Raw genomic sequence first — 20,045 nt, forward strand, 5'->3', positions numbered from 1 at the left:
CCATGGCGCTTGTGGAAATGATCTATCGGTTCACCGAGGTCTTTCCCGAGCAGGAACGCTACGGCCTGACGGCGCAATTGCGCCGCGCGGCCGTCAGCGTCCCGTCGAATATTGCCGAAGGTGCGGCGCGACGTTCTACTCCCGATTACGCGCGGTTTTTCTCAATTGCGCGCGGCTCGCTCTCCGAACTGGATACACAGGTCCAGATCGCCGTACGACTGGGTTATAGCAACACCGAAGACGAAGACATCCTCGGCCAGCAGGTCGACCAGGTCTTCGCCAAGCTAACCGCATTGATGAATGCCTTACGCAAACGTGGAGCCGCACCATGATGCCCGCTTCTACCCATTCCCCATTCTCGACTCCCTATTCCCATGCTCGATAAAATCGTCATCGCCAACCGAGGTGAAATCGCGCTGCGCATCCTGCGCGCGTGCCACACGCTCGGCATCCGCACGGTCGCGGTGCATTCCACGGTCGACCGCAACCTCAAGCACGTGGCCATGGCCGACGAGTCGGTGTGTATCGGCCCGGCCGCCTCCAGCGACAGTTACCTCAACATCCCGGCGTTGATCGCCGCGGCCGAGGTGACCGATGCGCAGGCCATCCATCCCGGCTACGGCTTCCTGTCGGAGAACGCCGACTTTGCCGAGCGCGTGGAAGAATCCGGCTTCATCTTCATCGGCCCCAGGGCCGACACCATCCGCCTGATGGGCGACAAGGTGGAAGCGATCCGCGCGATGAAGGCCGCCGGTGTGCCGTGCGTGCCCGGTTCGGGCGGCCCGCTGGGCGATGACATCGTGGCCAACACCAAGGTGGCGCGTGAAATCGGCTACCCGGTGATCATCAAGGCCGCCGGCGGCGGCGGCGGGCGCGGCATGCGCGTGGTGCATTCGGAGGCCGCGCTGAAGGCTGCCATCGAAACCACCAAGTCCGAAGCCAAGGCCGCTTTCAGCAACGATCAGGTCTACATGGAGAAGTTCCTGGAAAATCCGCGTCACGTGGAAATCCAGGTGCTTGCCGATGGCCAGGGCGGTGCGATCCATCTGGGCGAGCGCGATTGCTCGATGCAGCGCCGCCACCAGAAAGTGGTGGAAGAAGCGCCGGCACCGGGCATCACCGAAGAACTGCGCAACGAGATCGGCAAGGTCTGCGTGGATGCCTGCATCCGCATCGGCTATCGCGGCGCCGGCACCTTCGAATTCCTGTTCGAAGACGGGCGTTTTTACTTCATCGAAATGAACACCCGCATCCAGGTGGAGCATCCGGTCACCGAGCGCATCACCGGCATCGATCTGGTCTGCGAGCAATTACGCATTGCCGCCGGGCAGAAGCTCACCATCAAGCAGAGCGACATCGTGCTGCGCGGGCATGCGATCGAATGCCGCATCAATGCCGAGGACCCGGAAACCTTCATGCCCAACCCGGGCCTGATCACCGCGTTCCATCCGCCCGGTGGCCCGGGTGTGCGTGTGGATACGCACATCTACGCCGGCTACAAGGTGCCGCCCAATTACGACTCGATGATCGGCAAGCTGATCGTGCACGGCCCGGATCGCGAAACCGCGATCGCGCGCATGCGCGTGGCGCTGAGCGAGATGGTGGTGGACGGCATCAAGACCAACATCCCGCTGCAGCAGCGCATCATGCGCGACAAGGGCTTCCAGGCCGGTGGGCAGAACATCCACTATCTGGAAAAGCGCCTGGCCGAGCGCAAGAACAAGTCGATCGCGCTGGTTTGATTGCGGCAGGCAGATAACGAAAAAGCCCGGGAAACCGGGCTTTTTCGTAGTTCACGCTGTTGACGCACAGACACCGCGCATCACTCACGCCGCGGCGCAGCCGGTTGCTGGCTACCCGGCACCGGCACGATGCCGCTGGACGAGGACGGGTCGACCACGGTCATGGTCTCGGTGGACCCATCCGGCCACACCACCTGGAAGGTCGCCCCGGCCGGCAATGCCGAAAACGGCATCGCGCTGTTGGCGCGATACACCGCTGCCACCTGGCTGGCGCCGTGCCGTCGCTGCTGTTCGTCGGCAGTGACCGTGGTCGACTTGACCGACAGCGGCTGGTAACGGTGATCGGCGGTATCGATCATCACGATGCCAACGGCCGCTGCCGAATACGCCACGAACAACGCGACCCAGAACCAGAACTTGGCGCCATGCGCCAACCGACGGTAATTCATGACTGCGCTCCCGGCTCGGACACCAGTGTATCGACCATCTCATCCACCCTGTCTGCTCCCTGCCGCGGCACCGCGGCGTCGAATACGAATGACACAAAATCCTGTGCGCTATCGCGCGAGCAGATGCCCGCGTTGGCGCAATAACTAGTAACCAGAGTGCTTTCGGCGCTGCAATCCAGGCCCAGCCGGCATGCAGCAACCTGCCAGGCGAGTTCGGCGAACTGATCGCCGGCCACGTAGCCCTGCAGACTGTCGTCGCCACTGGCACGCGCGCCCATGGCCGGAGCAAGCGCCAGATAGGCTTCCGGATCGCGCGAGGCCAGTACGCGCTGCACCAGCGCGCGCTTGTAGGTCGGCGATGTCTGCAACGGCTCGCCCAGCGCAAGCAATGCCGCCTCGGCAGCAAGATTCCCGGCGCGCGCGGCGGCCTGACGTTGCTGCGCAACCAACTGCGGGCTCACGCCATCGCTGGGCGCAAAGCCTGCGCAACGCTGCGCCACGCGCTCGCGTGCCGCGTGCATCGCCACCACGCCTGGCGTGTGTTGCGCGGCGATCCATTCGCTGTCGGCAGCGTAGCCGGCCGGGCTGGCTGCGTACGGCGCGCAGTAGTCGTAGACCCGGCTCAAGCGCCAACCGGCCTGCGCATCGCCGGCACGCACCTGCTGCTGCAATTGCTGCGCGTAGCGATACAGATCCGTCTGCGCATCCACGGTATCGCGATAGGGCGACTGCAAGACGGTGCTGCGTTCGGCAGGCGCGTGTAGCGCTGGCGCGAACAAGCTTGCCTGCGTGCTGCTCGCCGGGGCCGCTATCACTGCAGCGGGCGACTCGGTCGGTTGCGCACGCACATGCCACCACGCTGCCGCTGCCAGCGCGGCAGGAGCGAGCAACAACCAAAGATGGCGGGCACGAGCAAGCGGCATGAACAGCAGCGACCCTGGCGCGGGAAAGCCCCGCAGCGACGGCGCGGAGTCTAGCACCCGCCTTTCGCACGCCGCGGTGCGCAAGCGGGCGCTGCCTGCGCAAACTGCGGGAAGGGCAATGCATGGAGTGATGGTCTGCGCGCGAGTTCGAAGTGAGTGACGCGCTGCGGCGATTTGGTTGCCGATACGCAAGCGTGCGGCACGCCCTGCAGCGGGACACGCGCCGCCGAATGCACTGAAACGCCGAGCACCGCACCACCGGCGCTCGATGCGCTGCCTCGTCGATGCCGGTGCCACCTTTCGACATCGATCTTCAACATCAGCGTCATTGCGCACCATTGCCCAGACCGCCCCCCTCCGCGGCTTCGCGCAAGAGCCCGCCTGCACGAATGGTCTACGATGCACGCTTTCGAATTGCCCAACTGCCACGATGCCGTTTCTTGAACTGACCCTGCCCTGCTCCGATGCCACCCAGCCCCGTTACCAGAATGCGCTGGACGATATCGGCGCGCTGGCGGTGACGCTGCTCGACGCCAATGCCGATACCAGCAACGAGTGCGCCATTCTCGAACCCGGCGTTGGCGAAACGCCGATGTGGAACACGATTGTGCTGAACGCTCTGTTCGACGGCGACAGCGATGCGCTGGTGCTGCTCGCTGCACTGGAAGCGTTCGATCCCGGGCTGGACTGGAGCCAGGTCGGATTCCGCACGGTCGAAGACACCGATTGGGAACGCGCCTGGATGGATCAGTTCAAGCCGATGCAGTTCGGCGCGCGCACCTTCATCGTGCCGTGGAATCACGACCTGCCCGAGGCCGCACAAGCGCCCGACGCTGCGGTAGTGCGGCTGGATCCGGGCCTGGCCTTCGGCTCGGGCACGCACCAGACCACCGCGCTGTGTCTGCGCTGGCTGGACAGCCTGGCCGGCAGCGGCGAACTGCAGGGCCGCAGCGTGCTCGATTTCGGCTGCGGCTCGGGCATTCTCGCCGTCGCCGCGCTGAAGCTGGGTGCCGCCAGCGCGGTGGGTGTGGACTACGACCCGCAGGCGGTACTGGCCAGCGCCGACAATGCCGCGCGCAATGCCGTGGAGGCGCAGCTGGCGGTTTATCTGCCACAGGACGAGCCGGTGCAGACCTATCCGGTGGTGGTGGCCAATATCCTGGCCTCGGCGCTGGATACCCTGGCCGAGACCCTGGCCGCACGTGTGGCACCCGGCGGACGGATTGCACTGTCGGGCATCCTGCACGGCCAGGAAGACGAGCTGCTGCAACGTTACGCGCCCTGGTTCGAGCAACTGCGCTGCGAACGCGACGAAGACTGGATGCGCATCGACGGCATACGCCGCGCCTGACGCAGGTTTACCGCGGGGGCCGGCCGGCGCGGATCTGCGCGGTGGTCAGCGCGTCGGCAACGCTGATCGCGCGCAACCGGGTCACCGTCTGCCAACCATCGCGCTGCAGCGCTTCGTTGCGCCAGCGCCCGGCGTGTCTGGCCACGCGCACGCGGAGCAATGCATCGGCCAGCAACACCACCGCCCAGGCAATGGACGCTACCCACGCCTGGGCACCGATCATGGCCAGGCCGCCAGCCAGGCCCACGATCAACAGGCCCAGCGCCAGCAACCGCCATTGCCGATGACGCAGCGCCCACCCGCGCGGCGCCAGTCCGGCCGACCAGTGCACGCCTTCGCGTACTGCCACCCAGTCCGCACCGCGCTGCCAGATTCGGTAACACGGCGCGCCGCGAAAGTGCGCAACAGCTGGATCCAATGGCGAATGCGCAGGCCAGGGTGCCACCTCAGGTGGTGTCGACGGTGCTGAATACCGTCGCGCTGGATCGGATTGGGGAGCGGCTGGCTCGACCATGAACACCTTCCTTGAGTTCGCTGTGATGTCGTCGTCATCGACACATGGACAGTATCGCAAACATATGGCGATATGAAAGTTATACGAACTATCTCCCGGCGCTGCTAGAGCTATATCTCCCGGCCCTGTCTGCCATTCATCGGTGCCGTGTGAGCAAGCTGTACGAGCGAGTACGCGAAGCCCGCAGCTTCACCAAGCTGACCCAGGAAGCCCTGGCCGGCGAACTGGGGGTCACCCGCAGCGCCGTCGCTCAATGGGAAATGGCCGAAGGCACCGCGCCTTCGGTAGAGAATCTGATCGGCCTGGCCAAGCGCAGCGGCATGGCGTTCGAATACCTGGCCACCGGGCGCGGCGAGCGGACATTCGGCCCGCCGGTCTCGGCGATCGCCGAAGAACCCGCCCAATACCGTCGCCTGGACGACCAGCAACGCGTGCTGCTGTCGCGCTTCGATACGCTGGCACCGCGTCAGCGTAGTGGCTTGCTCGATCTATTGCTGGCCGAGGCCAAGACGCGTCGGCGGCGGTGATTCGGGATTCGGGATTCGGGATTCGGGATTCGGGATTCGGGATTCGGGATTCGGGATTCGGGATTCGTCAGGAGCTTGCTTGACATGCTGTCGTGCAGCGCAGGCTGCGCTGGCAGAAACCACTGCGCGTTGAGGCTGCGATTCGAGATTGGGGACTGGGAACTCGCGGTCAGCCCGCTTGGTACGTGGATGCCGCGCGCCTTGATGCGTGCATGCGAGGCACACCTGCTGCAGCACTCCGGTTCGCCCATTGGCGTGCGCGTGGTTGAATAGGGGTCTTCCCGCTGCACGTCTGCCGATGTCCGAGACTCCGCCACCGCGCCGCCCCCTGGCCACGTTCCTGCGTGCGACGCCGGCTGCCCCATCACTGATTCCCACGCCGGCCGTGCCACCTGCCGAGCCGCCCGAGCAGCCGCTGCCGGTACCGACGAGCCAGTTGCCGCCCGCGCCATTGGCAGAGCCGGCCGCTGCGCCGCCGGCAGCGGTCGTTCCGCCGCCGGTGGCGCCGCTGGTGACAGCGCCGCGCATCGACACGGCACGCGCGGACACCACCACCCCACGCAGCGATGACCGCCAAACGGCAGCAGGCGACGCCAATCCGGATCCACTGGGGTGGAGCACCTCTAGCACGCGCGACGTACCCGGCGATACCGAGGAAGACACAACGCTCGGCGCTGATGACAATCGCGATCCGGCTTCCCGCTACACCGGCACGCATCCGACTGGCGCGGTTGTCGGCAGCATCGCGGACGCAGGCCGGGAGACCGATCTCGATGCAGATGCAGATGCAGATGCAGATGCAGAGCAAAATCTCAAGTTCGATGTTGATCGCGATCCCGCACCCGACACCGCCGCCACCCCGACATCCGAGACCGCTCCGCAACCAGCCACCAAAGCAACCCTCAGCGATGCGGACCAAGCTGGCAACGTCGCCGCCGCACACTTCCAGCCACTCCCAGCCACAGCACAACCCGCACCTGCCTTCGCACGCCGCAGCTTCGCCCGGCCGCGTCTGCGCGCCAGCGGGCGGCAATGGGCGCTGTTGATCGGCTTGGTCGGTTTGTTAGCGCTGCAGATCGTCATCGCCGACCGCGCGCACCTGGCCGCGGACGCGCGCTGGCGGCCGCTGGTCGGCGCGGCCTGCGAGGTGCTGCGGTGCACGCTACCGGCCTGGCGCGAACCGGCCGCGCTGACGCTGCTCAACCGCGACGTGCGGCCGCTGCCGGCCAATCCCGGCGTGCTGCAGATCCAGGCCAGTTTCCGTAACGACGCGCGCTGGGCGCAGGCCTGGCCGTGGCTGCAGTTGTCGCTGTCGGATGCAGACGGCCGGGTGATCGGCACGCGCGTGCTGGCGCCGCAGGAGTATCTGGGCCAACGCCCGGGCGCGCAGGACACGCTCGCGCCAGGCCAGGCGGTGCAGGTGGCCTTCCGCGTGCGCGAACCGGCCGCCAGCACCGCCGCCTTCAGTTTCGATTTCCATTGAACGGACGCGACCGGCCGCCGATGGCCACACGGGCGTGGCGAGCGATGAGGTCACGCGCTAGACTCACTCCCCCTCGCCGGCCACGCATCCCGGCTTCGTGACACTGGGAAACCTCCTTTGAACGCAGCCCCCGCTCGTCCTGACACCAGTCGTGGCGCCCCGAAGTCGCCGCTGCGCGAACACGTGGCCCAGTCCGTCCGCCGTTATCTGCGCGACCTGGACGGCAGCGACGCCGATGATGTGTATGAAATCGTGCTGCGCGAGATGGAGATCCCGTTGTTCGTGGAAGTGCTCAACCACTGCGAAGGCAACCAGAGCCGCGCTGCGGCGATGCTGGGCATTCATCGGGCGACGTTGCGCAAGAAGCTGAAAGAGTACGGGCTGACCTGACGCCGGGATTAGGGATTAGGGATTAGGGATTAGGGATTAGGGAATCGTAAGAGCGGTGCTGCTTGGCTGGCCGTTAGTGCGCTCCACTTGCTCTGTTGGCGAGGGCCTAGCCGCTCTGGGCGCTGATGCATGGAGCGGCTTTCTGGATGCCTAGCTCTGCCGATGCGGATCCAGCGCTGACATGTGCGTTTCACTCTCCGTGACCCGCTTCAGGGACTGGCGACGCCAGGCGGGCGGCAGTCATCTGGGTCACTGCAATGCGTGTTTGAGCAGATCAGGCCAACTGCCGCTCATCGGGCAGTTGGCCGCAGCCGTTGATCAACGCCGCCGATCGCTTGCGTGCGTTGCTTGCTCAGTGGGGTGCATGCGCGTCAGGCGCGTGATCCGCTGCGGACGCCGCCCCGCCGCCATGCTCGAGCACGATGGTGTCGATCGTGTCGAAAGGATCGTCGAATTTTTCGACCACGTTCTTGTCGTCGTCGATCTGATAGGCGGTGTCGGCCTCGACGCCCTCCTCGCCGGTCTTGGCAATGATGTTGGTATAGCGCTTGCCGTCCCAGCATCGGAAGATCAGCACCGAGTCTTCGCCACCGGTGAGGGTGGAGCCCAGGCTACCGATCAATCGGCTGTTGGCGCCCGCGGTCAGGATGCTGTTCTTTCCGGCGGTCAACTTGCTGCGGTCGCCGGCCATCAGCGTGCAATCGTCGCCTGCGGTGAGTTTGCTGCGGTCCCCGGCGGTGAGGAAGCTGTTGCTGCCGGCCAGCAACTTGCTGCGATCGCCGGCGATCTGGGTGCTGTCGGCGCCGGCGATCAGCTTGCTGCGGTCGCCTGCGGTCTGGATGCTGCCCCTGCCGGCGATCAGCGTGCTGCGCGAACCGGCCGTCTGCGAACTCAGCTTGCCGGCGATCAACATGCTGCGATGACCGGCAATCTGGGTACTTTCGTGTCCTGCGATCAACGAGCTTCCGTAGCTTGCGATCTGGTTGCTGCCATAGCCAGCGGTCAGATAGCTGCGCACGCCACTGGTCAAGCTGCTGCCATACCCAGCGATCAGCGAGCTGTCCTGTCCTGCGGTCTCGGTGCTGCCGTAGCCTGCCGTCAGCGTGCTGTTGTCCAGGGCCATCAGGGTGCTGCCGTAGCCGGCGGTGAGCGTGCTGTCGCCACCGGCGGTCTGGCTGCTGCCGTAGCCGGCGATCAGCGTGCTGGAAAACCCGGCGATTTCGGTACTGCCGTAGCCGGCGGTGAGCGAGCTGTTTTCCAGCGCGGTCAGCGTGCTGCCGTAACCGGCGGTCAGGGTGCTTTCGTAACCGGCGGTCTGGGTGCTGCCATACCCCGCGATCAGGGTGCTTTCATAGCCGGCGGTGGAATTGCTGCCGTAACCGGCGGTCAGGATGCTGCCATGGCCAGCCGTTTGCGTGCTGCCGTAGCCGGTGGTGAGCCAACTGATTTCCTGCGCCGTCTGGGTGCTGCCATAACCGGCGGTCAAGGTACTTTCGTAGCCGGCCGTCTGCGTGCTGCCATAGCCGGCAATCAACGAACTCTGGAAGCTGGCGGTGGAGGTACTGCCGTAGCCGGTGATCAGCCAGCTGCTGCTCTGCGCGGTCTGGGTACTGCCGTAACCGGCCGTCAGGAAGCTGTCGTAACCGGCAGTCTGGGTACTGCCATAACCCGCGATCAGCGAGCTGTCCGGGCCGGCCATGGAGGAACTGCCGTAGCCTGCGATCAGCGAACTGCTTTCCTGCGCGGTCTGGGTGCTGCCATAGCCGGTGGTGAGAATGCTCTTGTAACCGGCAGTCTGGGTACTGCCATAGCCGGCAATCAGCGAACTGTCGTGGCCGGCGGTCGATGTACTGCCGTAACCGGTGGTGAGCGTGCTGCGCTCCTGCGCGGTCTGGGTGCTGCCGTAGCCGGCGGTGAGGATGCTTTTGAAGCCCGCCGTCTGGGTGCTGCCGTAGCCGGCGATCAGCGAACTGTCGGAGCCGGCAGTGGACGAACTGCCATAGCCGGCAGTGAGCAGGCTGCCTTCCTGCGCGGTCTGGGTGCTGCCGTAGCCGGTGGTCAGGATGCTCTTGAAGCCGGCCGTCTGGGTGCTGCCATAGCCGGCGATCAGCGAACTGTCAGAACCTGCGGTTGAGGTGCTGCCGTAACCGGCGGTGAGGTCACTGCCCTTACGTGCGGTTTGCGTGCTGCCATAGCCGGCAGTGAGCGAGCTGTCGCCCCCGGAGGTCTGGGTGCTGCCGTAGCCGGCGATCAGCGTGCTGTCGGCACCGGCGGTCGACGTGCTGCCATAGCCGGTGGTGAGGTCGCTGCCTTTGCGCGCGGTCTGGGTGCTGCCGTAGCCTGCAGTGAGCGAACTCTCCCCGCCGGAGGTCTGGGTACTTCCGTACCCTGCAATCAAGGTGCTGTCGGCGCCGGCCGTGGAGGTGCTGCCGTAGCCGGTGGTGAGGTCGCTGCCGCTGCGCGCCGTCTGGGTGCTGCCGTAGCCGGCGGTCAGCGAGCTGTCGCCGCCCGATGTCTGGGTGCTGCCGTAACCGGCAATCAAGGTACTGTCGGCGCCGGCCGTGGAGGTGCTGCCGTAGCCGGTGGTGAGGTCGCTGCCGCTGCGCGCCGTCTGGGTGCTGCCGTAGCCGGCGGTCAGCGAGCTGTCGCCGCCCGATGTCTGGGTGCTGCCGTAACCGGCAATCAAGGTACTGTCGGCGCCGGCCGTGGAGGTACTGCCGTAGCCGGTGGTCAGGTCGCTACCGCTGCGCGCCGTCTGGGTGCTTCCATAACCGGCAGTCAGCGAGCTTTCGCCGCCGGAGGTCTGCGTGCTGCCATAACCGGCGATCAAGGTGCTGTCGGCGCCGGCGGTGGAGGTGCTGCCGTAGCCGGTGGTGAGGTCGCTGCCCTTGCGTGCGGTTTGCGTGCTGCCATATCCGGCGGTGAGCGAACTTTCGCCACCAGCGGTTTGCGTGCTGCCGTAGCCTGCAACCAAGGTGCTGTCGGCGCCGGCCGTGGAGGTGCTGCCATAGCCGGTTGTCAGGTCGCTGCCGCTGCGTGCGGTCTGCGTGCTGCCGTAGCCGGCGGTCAGCGAACTTTCGCCGCCGGAGGTCTGGGTGCTGCCATAACCGGCAATCAAGGTGCTATCTGCACCGGCGGTTGCGGTGCTGCCATAGCCGGCGGTCAGATCGCTGCCTTTGCGCGCGGTCTGCGTGCTGCCGTAGCCGGCGGTCAGCGAACTTTCGCCGCCGGAGGTCTGGGTGCTGCCATAACCGGCAATCAAGGTGCTATCTGCACCGGCGGTTGCGGTGCTGCCATAGCCGGCGGTCAGATCGCTGCCTTTGCGCGCGGTTTGCGTACTGCCGTAGCCGGCGGTGAGCGAACTGTCCCCGCCGGAGGTCTGGGTGCTGCCATAGCCGGCGATCAGCGTGCTGTCCGCGCCGGCGGTGGAGGTGCTGCCGTAACCCGCAGTGAGGTCGCTGCCGGTGCGGGCGGTCTGGGTGCTGCCGTAGCCGGCCGTCAGCGAGCTGTCGTTGCCCGATGTCTGCGTACTGCCATAACCGGCGATCAATGAGCTATCGGCACCTGCGGTGCCCGTGCTGCCGTAGCCGGCGGTGAGATCACTGCCATCCTGCGCTGTTTGCGTGCTGCCATAGCCGGCAGTGAGCGAGCTTTCTCCGCCCGAGGTCTGGGTGCTGCCGTAGCCGGCGATCAGCGAGCTATCGGTGCCCGCCGTGCTGGTGCTGCCGTAGCCTGCGGTGAGGTCGCTGCCGCTCTGCGCGGTTTGGGTGCTGCCGTAACCGGCAGTCAACGAGCTGTCGCCGCCGGAGGTTTGCGTGCTGCCATAGCCTGCGATCAGCGAGCTGTCTGCACCGGCGGTTTCGGTACTGCCGTAACCTGCGGTGAGGTCGCTGCCCTGGCGCGCGGTCTGGGTGCTGCCATAGCCGGCAGTGAGCGTGCTCCCCCCGCCTGCGGTCTGGGAACTGCCATAGCCGGCCACGATGGTGCTGTCGGATCCGGCCACGCCGGTGCTGCCATAGCCGGCGATCAACTCGCTGCCGTTACCCGCAGTCTCGGTACTTCCATAGCCTGCGATCAGCTGACTCTGATCGGCGCCGGTGAGCGTGCTGCCATAGGTGGCGATTTCGCGGGTGCGCAAGATCGCATTCGAAGGCTGTGCGGCCTGTGGGTCGATGCCGCTAGCCGCTGCTGGACGTGGCGCGGTGGAAGGCGTGCCGCTTTCGGCTGCTGGATGTGCTGCGGTGGAAGGCGCGCCGCTTTCAACGGCCGGCGCAGTGAACTGCGCCTGCGCTGCCTTGGGAATGAAATCCGCGGCAACGACTACAGGCAGCTCCGGCTGGGGCGGGGTGTGCTGCGCAATACCCGCAGCAATGCATTGCATGGCGCCCGCACGGTTGCCGGCGTAGACCACGTCGGCCCTGGGAAACTTGATCATTCCCTCTTCGCCCAGCCAGATGATATCGGCGGTCTCCACCATGCACACCACCCAGTGCGCATCGGCATGCATGTTCAGATGCGCATTGGTTCCCTGCCCCCACAACAAGCCGGTCAAGCCATTTTCCTGTTTGACGGTAGGCTGCCAATGCCTGCATTCGACCGGACCGCTTTTCGGCCAGATCAATCCGCAATGATCGGACATGTTGTTCGTGCATGTGCGCAATGCCAAAACTTTTTCACGATTCATAAGATAATCTCATCTGAATTTTCTAAAACAGCCGCGCAAGTCAGGTTCATGCCATCGCCTTTAGAAGGATGGGAGCGTCGCCCATGCGGGCGAAACGCATCCTCCCGCTGGCAAGGACTGCGTCGGAACGGCAATGGTGGTCCTTCGGGAACGCCCTAGGGCGCGAAGTGCGCTGGGGTGTCTTGCTTGAATCGCAGGGTCATGGATCGCCGTGACGGCAAGACGCAGCTAGGGGGGAGGGCAAGGCTGGCTCCTGCGCGGCAGCCCTTGCAGCAAGTATCGGTGGACGCCTCGCCGACAGCGTCGTTGCCTTTGAACGTTAGGGAACTCAACAGATCAGCGAGTCCAGATCGTGATTCAGGAGCACGAGGCAGATGTCGCCGCAACAGAAAACATGTTTCCGATACCGAAGCGCGAAACGCGCGTTGCACCGAGATTTCCGACTTTTTTTCTAAATATGCCAACTGGTCTTGATTATGTGATTCGGCGAATCGCTCACTTTCTAACGGACTGGCAGTCCGCCGATTTTTTACAGCGAAATATTTTCGTGATTGACTCCTGATTTATTGGTGAATTGGCTCACCAAATCAATTTAAACCCGATGGTCGAATTTCGCTTTTCGGATGTGTGCTCCGTCATTTTGCGTTTGTGACGCGGACTTTATCTCCTGCATCAGCGCGCTCCTTTTCTCTGCCGGGTCGATCATGCGCGGCGGCTGCCGCATTTACGGCAAGCCGCCAGCGCGCTGCCATGACTGACATCAGCTGCACGCCAGCACACGACAACACCGCAGGCGGCCGTTCGATTGCCGGTATCTCGCCGAGTGCCAGACAGCCTTGGGTGAAGCGATCGCTTCGCGACGCGTGCGTGATCGTGTCTGGCGACCGAACAACTCGACCGAGCGGCACGTGGTCGTCACCTGCTATCGCCCTGTGCCGTTGCGCTCTGGCGCCCACCAACCCTGCTTCCGTAGCAGCGCCCGGAAGCTCCCCGCCAGCACACAGATCAAGGCCATCGCGAAGGTGTTGAGCCCATCGCACGCTGTCGCGGCCTACAATATCGGCTGCCCCGCAATGACATCCCCCACCGATGGCCTCTGATTTCCTGCCCGTGCGCCGGGCCCTGCTCTCCGTTTCCGACAAGACCGGCCTGATCGATCTGGCCCGCGCGCTGGTGGCGCGTCACGTCGAGCTGCTGTCCACCGGCGGCACCGCCAAGGCGATCCGCGAGGCCGGTTTGCCGGTCACCGACGTCGCCGAGCTGACCGGTTTCCCGGAGATGATGGACGGCCGCGTCAAGACCCTGCACCCGCTGGTGCACGGCGGCCTGCTCGGCCGCGCCGGCATCGATGAAGCGGTGATGGCCGAACACGACATCGTGCCGATCGACCTGCTGGTGCTGAACCTGTATCCGTTCGAGTCGGTGACTGCCAAGGCCGATTGCACGCTGGCCGATGCAGTGGAAAACATCGATATCGGCGGTCCGGCGATGCTGCGTTCGGCCGCAAAGAACTTCGCCCGCGTGGCGGTGGCCACCGACCCGGCGCAGTACGCCGAGTTGCTGGCCGAACTCGATGCCAACGACGGTCAATTGTCGGCGGCCAAGCGCTTTGCGTTGTCGGTGGCTGCGTTCAACCGCGTGGCGCAGTACGACGCGGCGATCAGCAACTATCTCTCGGCAGTGGCCGATAGCGCCGAAAGTGTGCCCACGCGCAGCCCGTTCCCGGCGCAGATCAATTCCAATTTCATCAAGGTGATGGACCTGCGCTACGGCGAAAACCCGCACCAGTCCGGCGCGTTCTACCGCGACCTGTATCCGGTGCCGGGCACCTTGGCCACCTTCCAGCAGTTGCAGGGCAAGGAGCTGAGCTACAACAACCTGGCCGACGCGGATGCGGCATGGGAATGCGTGCGCCAGTTCGATGCACCGGCCTGCGTGATCGTCAAGCACGCCAACCCCTGCGGCGTGGCGGTGGGCGCGGCCTGCGGCGATGCCTATGAGCTGGCCTATGCGACCGACCCGACCAGCGCCTTCGGCGGCATCCTGGCCTTCAACAAGACCCTGGATGCAGCGACGGCGAAAGCCATCCTGGACCGCCAGTTTGTCGAGGTGCTGATCGCGCCGGACTACGCGCCCGGCGCGCTCGAGTACGCGACCAAGAAAGCCAACGTGCGCGTGCTCAAGATCCCGCACGGCAACGGCCTCAACAACTACGACACCAAGCGCATCGGCTCGGGCCTGCTGATGCAGTCGTCCGACAACCGCGGCATGTCGCTGGGCGAACTGAGCGTGGTCACCCAGCGCGCGCCCAGCGAGGCCGAACTGGGCGATCTGCTGTTCGCCTGGCGCGTGGCCAAATACGTCAAATCCAACGCCATTGTGTATGCCAAGGACAGCCGCACGATTGGTGTCGGCGCCGGGCAGATGAGCCGCGTGGTGAGCGCCAAGATCGCCGCGCTCAAGGCCGAGGAAGCCAAGCTCACGGTGGCCGGCTCGGTGATGGCCTCCGATGCGTTCTTCCCGTTCCGCGACGGCATCGATGCCGCCGCTGCAGCCGGCATCAAGGCGGTGATCCAGCCCGGCGGTTCGATGCGCGATGGCGAAGTGATCGCCGCCGCAGACGAACACGGCATCGCAATGGTGTTCACCGGCGTGCGGCATTTCCGGCACTGACGTGCCGGGAATGGAGAGTGGGGAATCGGGAATCGTAAGAGCGGTTCCCTAGATACCACTCCACACCGTACGGCCCGCAGAACCAGAGACTTTGCTGTTCCTATTCCCCATTCCCCATTCCCCATTCACGGCAATCAAATGAAAATCCTCGTCATCGGCTCCGGCGGCCGTGAACATGCCCTGGCCTGGAAGATCGCGCAGTCCGCGCAGGTAAGCGAGGTGCTGGTGGCACCCGGCAATGCCGGCACCGCCACCGAGGCCAAGTGCCGCAATGTCGCGATCAAGGTCGATGACCTCGACGGCCTGCTGGCGCTGGCGCAGCGCGAAGCTGTGGCGCTCACGGTGGTCGGCCCGGAAGTGCCGCTGGTGCTGGGCGTGGTCGACCGTTTCCACGCCGCCGGACTGCGCATCTTCGGGCCTACCGCCAAAGCCGCGCAGCTGGAAGGCAGCAAGGCCTTCGCGAAAGATTTTCTCGCGCGTCATGGCATTCCCACCGCGTATTACGCCGTGCACACCGAGGTGGATGCAGCGCTGGCCTACGTTCGCGAGAAAGGCGCGCCGATCGTGGTCAAGGCCGACGGCCTGGCCGCCGGCAAGGGCGTGATCGTGGCGATGACGCTGGGCGAGGCCGAAGACGCGGTGCGCGACATGCTCTCGGGCAACGCCTTCGGCGATGCCGGCGCGCGCGTGGTGATCGAGGAATTCCTCGACGGCGAAGAGGCCAGCTTCATCTCGATGGTCGATGGCAAACATGCCTTGCCGATGGCCACCAGCCAGGACCACAAACGCGTCGGCGATGGCGACACCGGCCCCAATACCGGCGGCATGGGTGCGTACTCGCCGGCCCCGGTGGTGACGCCCGAAGTGCATGCACGCGTCATGCGCGAGGTGGTCGAGCCGACCGTGCAGGGCATGATCGCCGACGGCGTGCCGTTCACCGGATTTCTCTATGCCGGGCTGATGATCGACGCGCACGGCGCGCCCAAGGTGATCGAGTTCAACGTTCGCTTCGGCGACCCGGAAACCCAGCCGGTGATGCTGCGCCTGCAGTCGGATCTGGTCGATCTGCTCAAGGCGGCCATCGACGGCAAGCTCGACAGCGCGCAAGCACAGTGGGATCCGCGCCCCTCGCTGGGCGTAGTGATCGCGGCCAAGCCTTATCCGGAAACCCCGGTCACCGGCGAGGTCATCAGCGGCCTGGACGCAGTGCCGGCCAACGCCAAGGTCTTTCATGCCGGCACCACGTTGAATGCCGACGGTGAAGTGATCAGCGCCGGTGGCCGTGTGCTGTGCGTTGCCGCACTGGGCGACAGCGTGCTGGAAGCGCAGCGCAATGCCTACGCCGGCCTGCAGCCGATCCACTGGACCAACGCCTTTCATCGCAGCGATATCGGCTGGCGTGCGATCGCCCGCGAGCGCGACGCACAGGGCTGAGCACTCGCAACCACACGTTGCAAGGTCGTCAAGCGCGATACATGCCCGTGCAGTTGGCCGGACGCGCAGCTCACGCGGCTGCGCGCAGGCACGTGCGGCTGGGCTGCGGTGCAGGCACCGTCGTCGCGCAATCGGCTCCAATCCGCACAAACGCTGCCCTACTGACAAAGAATTAGCCGCCCTCCACACCGATGGCGCGTGCCTGCGGCAATAATGCCCGGGCACCTTGCCTTGCAGAGACTGTGGCCACTTCTTCCTTCGAAACCCGCCTGAGCCGCTTGTGGGCCCATGAAAAGGCCAGCTATGGCCTGCGCGTGTTCATCGCACTCGCAGTGGCGATGGGCGTGTGTTGGCACTGGCAGCAACTCACCGCGGTACCGGCGCTGTTCCTGGGCGCGATCGCCAGCGCCATTGCCGAGACCGACGACAACTGGCTGGGCCGCATCAAATCGGTGCTGCTCTCGCTGCTGTGTTTCGCCGCCGCTGCGGCGTCGGTGGTGCTGCTGTTTCCGTATCCGCTGGCATTCGTGATCGGCATGGCGGTGGCGACGTTTTCGCTGACCCTGCTCGGCGCATTGGGCGAGCGCTATGCCTCGATCGCGCAGGCCACCGTGGCCTTGTCGATCTACGCCATGATCGGCATGGACCAGCATGGCAGCCACGATCCGCTGGTCGCCTGGCACGGTGCGGCGCTGCTGCTGATCGGCGCCACCTGGTACGGCGTGCTATCGATCCTGTGGACCCTGCTGTTCGCCAACCGCCCGGTACGCGAGCGGCTGTCGCGGCTGTTTTTCGAGCTGGGCCGCTATCTCAGGCTCAAGGCCGATCTGTTCGAACCGGTGCGGCAAAGCGACCTGCATGCGCGCCGGCTGGCGCTGGCAGAACAAAACGCCAAAGTGGTCGGTGCGCTCAACGCCGCCAAGACCGCGATCATGAGCCGCTTCGGCCGGTCGGGGCGGCCGGGCGTGCAATCGGGCCTGTATTTCCGGCTGTACTACATGGCGCAGGAATTCCACGAACGCGCCAGTTCCTCGCACTATCCCTACGAAGCGCTGACCGATGCGTTCTTCCACAGCGATGTGCTGTATCGCTGCCAGCGCCTGCTCGCGCTGCAGGGCAAGGCTTGCGCCGCATTGGGCGAGGCGATTCGGCTGCGCCAGCCGTTCGATTACGGCGACAACAGCCGTCTGGCCACCGAAGACCTGCGGCAATCGCTGGACTACCTACACGCGCGTGCCGACCCGGCACTGGCGCGCCTGCTCGGTGCGCTGGAATTGCTGGTGACCAACCTGCAGAGCATCGAACGCAAGCTGTCGGAGGCGGCACAATCCGATTCCACCAGCGACAACCTCGATACCCGTCTGCGCGATTCATCGCCGCATACCTTGCGCGAAATGGCCGCACGCCTGGGCCAGCAACTCACGCCCGGCTCGGTGCTGTTTCGCCATGGCCTGCGTATGGCCATCGCGCTGGTGGTCGGCTACGCCATCATGCAATCCATCCATGCCGACAACGGCTACTGGATCCTGCTCACCACCGCCTTCGTGTGCCGGCCCAACTACGGCGCCACCCGCCTGCGGCTGGTGCAACGCATCGCCGGCACCTTGATCGGCCTGGTCGCCACCTGGGCGCTGATGCAGCTGTTTCCCGGCACCGAAGTGCAACTGCTGCTGGCGCTGGCCGCCGCGCTGATCTTCTTTATCACCCGCACCGATCGCTACATGCTGGCCACCGCCGGCATCACGGTGATGGCGCTGTTCTGCTTCAACCTGCTTGGCGATGGTTTCGTGCTGATCTGGCCGCGCCTGATCGACACGCTGATCGGTTGCGCGATTGCCGCGGCCGCCTCGTTCCTGATCCTGCCGGACTGGCAGGGCCGCCGCCTCAATCAGGTGATGGCCACGGTGCTGGCCAGCTGCGCGCGCTATCTCACCCAGGTGCTGGAGCAATACGCCAGCGGCATGCGCGACGACCTGCCCTACCGCATCGCGCGCCGCGACATGCACAACGCCGATGCCGCGTTGTCGGTGGCCTTGTCCAACATGCTGCGCGAGCCGGGCCGCTATCGGCGCAATCTGGACGCGGGCTTCCGCTTCCTGGCGCTGTCCAACACCTTGCTCGGCTATCTGTCTGCACTGGGCGCGCACCGCGCCGCGCTCGATGGCGAACACGACCCCAGCATCGCGCAGGCCGGCGACTACCTGCAGCGCGCACTGGGCGAAATCGCCACCGCCCTGCGCGAACGCCAGCCGCTGCCGGTGCACGACGAAACCGAAGAAGTGGCCACCGCCGAGGCGCTGGAACAACATGCCGTGCAACTGCCGCCCAAGCAGCGCCTGGTGCGCGACCAGTTGGCGTTGACCCTGCGCTTGTTGCCCAAGCTGCGTGCTGCGGCGATGGCGGTTACCACCGCACCGGCAGACAGCACCACCCGGTTGGCGATCAACAAGGCCTAACGCGTCCTTGTCGGTAGGCGCGCAGGCCTGGAACTAATGCAGCATCCATGTGGACAGCCGATGCCGGGCAATGCAATGCGATGCAAGCACAGGCCACCTCCATCCGATGGCCGCGTCGTCGCTCTATCGGCCGCACTTACTTCCACTGCTTGCGCGCCACGCTCAGCCCCACCCACCCCAACGCCGCCACAGCCAGCACCGCGCCACCGATCACCACGCCGTTCCAGCCGGCCTGCGCGTACGCCGCCGTGCCCAATGTCGAACCCACCGCGCCGCCGATGAAGTAGCAGGTGATGTAGGCCGAGGTAATGCGATTGCGCGCATTCGGATTGCGCTGATAGATCACGCTCTGGTTGGCGATATGCACACCTTGCACCGCGATATCCAGCAGCAGCACGCCGACGATCAGCAAGCCGATCGATTGCGGCGCAAACGCCAGCAATCCCCACGACAGCAGCAACATCGCCAGCCCGCCCCAACTGACCCGATCGCCATGCCCGTGATCGGACCAATGCCCGGAGCGATTGGCGGCCAACGCGCCAGCCGCACCGATCAAACCGAACAGCCCGATCACCGCCGTGCCATAGCCATAACTTGGCCCGGACAACAAGAACGCCAGCGTGGTCCAGAACATGCTGAAGCCGGCAAAGATCAGCCCGCCCAGCACCGCACGCGAACGCAGCACCGCATCGTCGCGCAACAGGGTCAGCACCGATCCCACCAGCTGCGGATACGACAGCTGCGCATTGCCCGGATGCCGCGGCAAGCCGCGCCACAGCAGCCAGGCCGTGACCAGCAATGAACCTGATGCGATCCAGTACACCGTATGCCAGCCGCCAACACCGGCCAGCACCCCGGCGGCCGTGCGCGCCAGCAGGATGCCCAGCAGCAACCCGCTCATCACCGTGCCGATCACCCGCCCGCGCTCCTTGGGCGCGGCCAGCGTGGCCGCAAACGGCACCAGAATCTGCGCCGCCACCGAGCTGGCACCGGTCACGATGGTGCCCGCCAGCAACATGCCGAAGCTGTGCGAGGCCGCGCTCACTAGCAGGCCGAGCGCGCTGAGCACGAACAGCCCGACGATCAGCCCGCGCCGCTCCAGCCGGTCGCCCAGCGGCACCAGCAACAGCAGCCCCGCCGCATAGGCCAGCTGCGCGGCAGTCACCACCGCCCCGGCACTGCGCACCTGGATCCCGAATGCCTGCGCCAACGTCTCCAGCAACGGCTGCGCGTAGTAGTTGCTCGCCACCGCCAGCCCGGTGGCGGCGGCCATCAGCAGCACCAGCCGGCGCGGCAATGGTGGATGCGCAGCGGATTCGACGGTCATGACAGAAGTCTGCTAAGGAGAGGCGCGCAGTGTGGGCGGTGACGCGGCATCTTCCAAGCGCGCAGCGGCATGCACCAGCCCACCGTGGAAGC

Annotated in this window: 14 protein-coding genes; 9 read left to right on the forward strand and 5 right to left on the reverse strand. The window is 65.6% G+C overall.

Annotation, left to right across the window (positions count from 1 at the left end):
• Positions 1-2: 2 nt before the first annotated feature.
• Both NYR97_RS05100 and accC read left to right on the forward strand, forming a co-directional pair.
• Complete coding sequence (locus tag NYR97_RS05100) at positions 3-332, forward strand: four helix bundle protein (RefSeq protein ID WP_316696958.1); 330 nt, start codon at positions 3-5, stop codon at positions 330-332.
• Between the two features lie 42 nt (positions 333-374).
• Complete coding sequence (gene accC / locus NYR97_RS05105) at positions 375-1,742, forward strand: acetyl-CoA carboxylase biotin carboxylase subunit (protein ID WP_006451537.1); 1,368 nt, start codon at positions 375-377, stop codon at positions 1,740-1,742.
• An 80-nt stretch (positions 1,743-1,822) separates the two neighbouring features.
• Here accC and NYR97_RS05110 read toward each other — a convergent pair whose 3' ends face one another.
• Together NYR97_RS05110 and NYR97_RS05115 are read right to left on the reverse strand one after the other, a co-directional pair.
• The gene (locus NYR97_RS05110; protein WP_205393553.1) at positions 1,823-2,191 is read right to left on the reverse strand and encodes a hypothetical protein; all 369 of its coding nucleotides are present in this window, start codon (positions 2,189-2,191) and stop codon (positions 1,823-1,825) included.
• On the reverse strand, positions 2,188-3,114 hold the full coding sequence (locus tag NYR97_RS05115) for a hypothetical protein (protein WP_316696959.1): 927 nt from the start codon (positions 3,112-3,114) through the stop codon (positions 2,188-2,190). The genes NYR97_RS05110 and NYR97_RS05115 overlap by 4 nt, the downstream gene beginning before the upstream one ends.
• A gap of 430 nt (positions 3,115-3,544) precedes the next feature.
• Between NYR97_RS05115 and prmA the strand changes: the two genes are divergently transcribed.
• Complete coding sequence (gene prmA / locus NYR97_RS05120; protein ID WP_316696960.1) at positions 3,545-4,465, forward strand: 50S ribosomal protein L11 methyltransferase; 921 nt, start codon at positions 3,545-3,547, stop codon at positions 4,463-4,465.
• Between the two features lie 7 nt (positions 4,466-4,472).
• On the opposite strand, the gene NYR97_RS05125 is transcribed toward prmA, so the two are convergent.
• Positions 4,473-4,985, reverse strand: a complete 513-nt coding sequence (locus tag NYR97_RS05125; RefSeq protein WP_316696961.1) for a hypothetical protein — start codon at positions 4,983-4,985, stop codon at positions 4,473-4,475.
• A 143-nt stretch (positions 4,986-5,128) separates the two neighbouring features.
• Between NYR97_RS05125 and NYR97_RS05130 the strand changes: the two genes are divergently transcribed.
• The 3 genes from NYR97_RS05130 (at position 5,129) to fis (ending at position 7,379) form a co-directional block, all read left to right on the forward strand.
• On the forward strand, positions 5,129-5,506 hold the full coding sequence (locus NYR97_RS05130) for a helix-turn-helix domain-containing protein (RefSeq protein WP_104549727.1): 378 nt from the start codon (positions 5,129-5,131) through the stop codon (positions 5,504-5,506).
• Between the two features lie 298 nt (positions 5,507-5,804).
• Entirely contained in the window at positions 5,805-6,989 is a 1,185-nt protein-coding gene (locus NYR97_RS05135) for a DUF3426 domain-containing protein (RefSeq protein ID WP_316696962.1), read from the forward strand.
• A gap of 117 nt (positions 6,990-7,106) precedes the next feature.
• Positions 7,107-7,379 (forward strand): DNA-binding transcriptional regulator Fis, encoded by a 273-nt coding sequence (gene fis, locus NYR97_RS05140; protein WP_043908547.1) that lies wholly within the window; start codon positions 7,107-7,109, stop codon positions 7,377-7,379.
• Between the two features lie 352 nt (positions 7,380-7,731).
• Here the strand turns inward: fis and NYR97_RS22400 are convergent, their stop codons facing one another.
• Entirely contained in the window at positions 7,732-12,063 is a 4,332-nt protein-coding gene (locus NYR97_RS22400; RefSeq protein ID WP_425613038.1) for a beta strand repeat-containing protein, read from the reverse strand.
• A 1,089-nt stretch (positions 12,064-13,152) separates the two neighbouring features.
• On the opposite strand from NYR97_RS22400, the gene purH reads away from it, so the two are divergent.
• The 3 genes from purH (at position 13,153) to yccS (ending at position 18,626) form a co-directional block, all read left to right on the forward strand.
• The gene (gene purH, locus NYR97_RS05150; protein ID WP_316696963.1) at positions 13,153-14,736 is read left to right on the forward strand and encodes a bifunctional phosphoribosylaminoimidazolecarboxamide formyltransferase/IMP cyclohydrolase; all 1,584 of its coding nucleotides are present in this window, start codon (positions 13,153-13,155) and stop codon (positions 14,734-14,736) included.
• Between the two features lie 138 nt (positions 14,737-14,874).
• Positions 14,875-16,170, forward strand: a complete 1,296-nt coding sequence (purD, locus tag NYR97_RS05155) for a phosphoribosylamine--glycine ligase (RefSeq protein WP_316696964.1) — start codon at positions 14,875-14,877, stop codon at positions 16,168-16,170.
• Between the two features lie 242 nt (positions 16,171-16,412).
• Entirely contained in the window at positions 16,413-18,626 is a 2,214-nt protein-coding gene (gene yccS, locus NYR97_RS05165; RefSeq protein WP_316696965.1) for a YccS family putative transporter, read from the forward strand.
• Between the two features lie 136 nt (positions 18,627-18,762).
• Here the strand turns inward: yccS and NYR97_RS05170 are convergent, their stop codons facing one another.
• Entirely contained in the window at positions 18,763-19,953 is a 1,191-nt protein-coding gene (locus NYR97_RS05170) for an MFS transporter (RefSeq protein WP_316696966.1), read from the reverse strand.
• Positions 19,954-20,045 lie beyond the last annotated feature (92 nt).

It is taken from the genome of Xanthomonas hydrangeae (assembly GCF_032697525.1).
Classification (GTDB): domain Bacteria; phylum Pseudomonadota; class Gammaproteobacteria; order Xanthomonadales; family Xanthomonadaceae; genus Xanthomonas; species Xanthomonas hydrangeae.